The sequence below is a fragment of the Marinimicrobium sp. UBA4509 genome, assembly GCF_002388575.1.
Classification (GTDB): Bacteria; Pseudomonadota; Gammaproteobacteria; order Pseudomonadales; family Cellvibrionaceae; genus Marinimicrobium; species Marinimicrobium koreense.
This window is the reverse complement of sequence record NZ_DGMV01000049.1, coordinates 6,226-9,092: the sequence shown is the minus strand read 5'-3', so window position 1 is coordinate 9,092 and position 2,867 is coordinate 6,226. Positions and strand designations below refer to the sequence as shown.

Annotated in this window: 2 protein-coding genes and 1 riboswitch; both genes read right to left on the bottom strand. The window is 60.8% G+C overall.

Features of this window, described 5'->3' with window-relative positions; genetic code table 11:
• Positions 1-47: 47 nt before the first annotated feature.
• Positions 48-2,165, bottom strand: coding sequence for a TonB-dependent receptor (locus tag B3520_RS07750; protein ID WP_286804111.1), 2,118 nt, complete (start codon positions 2,163-2,165; stop codon positions 48-50).
• Between the two features lie 123 nt (positions 2,166-2,288).
• Positions 2,289-2,395, bottom strand: a riboswitch (TPP riboswitch).
• A gap of 37 nt (positions 2,396-2,432) precedes the next feature.
• The gene (locus B3520_RS07745; RefSeq protein WP_286804110.1) at positions 2,433-2,774 is read right to left on the bottom strand and encodes a DUF5056 domain-containing protein; all 342 of its coding nucleotides are present in this window, start codon (positions 2,772-2,774) and stop codon (positions 2,433-2,435) included.
• Positions 2,775-2,867: the final 93 nt, after the last annotated feature.

The window sequence follows — 2,867 nt, the reverse complement described above, 5'->3', positions numbered from 1 at the left end:
GAGTCAAGGTTCCTGACACCGACGCCCCCGAACCTAAAAAAGCCCGCCTAGAACCGCAGATTAAAATCAACCCCCACAACGCGCGGCTCGCCGAACTGATAATAGGGCTTGGTTTCATAACCATCTCGAGGGTCGTTACCGAAGGCGCCGAAGCCCCGGGTTTTGACGTCCTCATCGGTCAGGTTGCGGCCCCAGAGCGCCACCTCCCAACTATCGGCACGATAACCGATCCGGCCATTCAATAATTCATACGCATCGGACTGCTCCTCGTGGCGGCTGGAGAAATAAAACTCATCTTTGCCCTCCAACTCCACGCGAGCATACCAGTGCTCCGTCAGGTTAAACAGCGCACCCACCGCGAATTGATAGCTCGGGGCATGAGGCAGATCGCGGCCGCTCAGATCCTCCGGCTCACCAGTCTCTTCGTTTGCGCCGACGTGCGCGAAGCTCTGGAAGTCGTCAAATTCGCTATCGAGTAAGCCCACGCTGGCAAACACCTCGGTCATACGGTTGAGCCGGGCATTGGCTTCAAGCTCAAGGCCTCGGGCACTGCCCGCCGCAGCGTTGGTGGTGTAGTCGATAAAGCTGCAGGGACAGTCATCGCCCTCGTCCGGAACCACCCGGGACTGCTTGGTCTGCACATCGTCCCGGTCCTGATAAAACACCGCCACACGGGTCTGCAGGGCACCGTCGAGTGCTTCGCCCTTCCAGCCCGCTTCGTAATTCCATAGGGTTTCGGTGTCAAACTCCCGCTCATTCGCCGCCAGCGTCTGACTGCTGTTGAAGCCACCGGCCTTGAAGCCGCGCGAGGCCAGGGCGTACCACAGGTTATCCGCTTCATCCCGATATTCCAGAGCCAGCTTGCCGCCCCACATGTCTTCCGAGGGACTGAATACGGCGCCGTCACTGTCAGCGTAGTCGGCATCGCGGGTTTCGTGGCGCAGGCCGGCTTTCAGGGTCAGGCGCTCGGCCAGGGGAATATCCAACTGACCGTAGAGCGCGGTGTTCTCGGTACTGAAGGCACTTCGGAAATCCTCTTCCAGGTAGGTGTACTCCCGGCGTAAGTCCTCACTCTGGTCCCGGTAGTAAGTACCGACCACCCAGCCCAGCTCATCCTCTGCATTGCGCGATACCAGGCGCAGGTCGACGCTGGTATTGTCGTTGTCCCGCAGGTAGTTATCAAAGGAGTTGTAGCCGTCGAAAACACACTCGAAGTCGACACAGATATCTTCGTAGGCCCAGTCCTCATCGTAGCCATATTCGAGATCGGACTGGGCGTGACTGACCAGCGCCTCCACATCAAACGCCTCGGTAGCCTGCCACTGCAGGCGCACCGAACCGGCGGTGCTCTCCTGGCGGTCGTGGCCCGGCTGGTCCGACAGAGTGGTGCGGGTGTTGTCCAGGGAGAAGCCGTCGTAACCGTTGTCGACATCGACATAGAAGGCAGTCAGGTCGACCGTGAGGTCGGCGCGGGGCTGCCAACGCAGTTTGCCCCGCAGGGTCTGCTCATCGATATCGGCATTGTCGTCGGTGCCGAGAAAGGCGTTTTCCTGATAGCCATCACTGAGGGTGGTGCCCGCCGCAAGGCGATAGCTGAGCGTGTCCGATACCGGGCCGCTGATGACGCCGCTGGCAGTGTGGGTGTTGTACTCGGCCAACCCGAGGCTGGCCGTACCTTCGAATGATTCAGTGGGCGTGCCCGAGACCATATTGATCAGGCCGGCCATGGCGTTGGCGCCGTAGAGCGTGCCCTGAGGCCCCCTCAGCACTTCGACCTGCTGGATATCCAGGGTGGTGGCGCCGGCGCCAATGCCGGTCATATCAATACCGTCGATGATCAGGCCAACCGACGGGTTGACCGGCTCGACGAACTGGCTGCGCTCGCCGATACCGCGAATCTGGAAGAAACGGGCCCGGGAGGTGCCGGCGGAAAAGTTGACGTTGGGCGCGGTATTCAGCACCTGGGACAGGTGGTCGGCGCCGCGCTGGCGGATGGTTTCGGCATCAATGACCGAGGCGCTGGCGGCTAGGTCAAGAAGGCCGGACTGGCGAAAATCGGCGGTGACCAGAATTTCTTCATCGATCTGGGCCACATCCTGTGCCTGAGTGCTGACCGTCAAAAGCGCGGCCGTCAAAGCGGAAAGCGAAAAGCGTGTCGGGTTCATGGGCAGAGTCTCCAAAACAACGTTTAAGTGGAGACCCGGTATGCGAGCGGGAGTGTGCTGGAACGCTATTTATTGTGGCGGGCCAAGGGGCTGGCCTGCGGCACCCTACGACTATTTCGAGGGCGCTGGTTCCTCTTCCTATCCCTACGCCGGCATTAACCGGATCAGGTTCAACGGGTCCGCTCTGTGGTCAGAGCGTCTCAGGTACATGACCTCCCCGAGGAGTGGCGCCAATTCTAACGCGAATGAGGGGCTATCGCCAAACGATCAATCCTCCTGCCAGACCCAGTAGCTGGCGCCGGCCACCAACACCGCCGTCGCCAGCAGCCCCACCTGAATCACGACCGTCAACGGCGTTGCCAGCATCGCCCCCGCCAGCGCATAGGCCCAGGTTGGGGCGGGAATCAGTACCAGCGCCAGCAGACCGGCCAGTCCCGCCATCAACAGCACCCAGAGGACTCTGGACAAACGCCCCGCGCGGCGCACTGGCAGGCGGTGCATCACCGCATCGGTAAAACCGGCGTCGTCAATGTGGTCGCTGTTACGCTGCAGCGTCTGGCTCAGCCAGGCGTCCAGTTCGCGCTCGTCGTTGGGAATATCGGATTTCATTGTGCCGTCTCCTGCCAGGATGACAGATGGGTTCTCAGGGCCTTTTTACCACGGAGCAGGTGGGTTTTAACGGTACCAAGGGGAATGCCCATC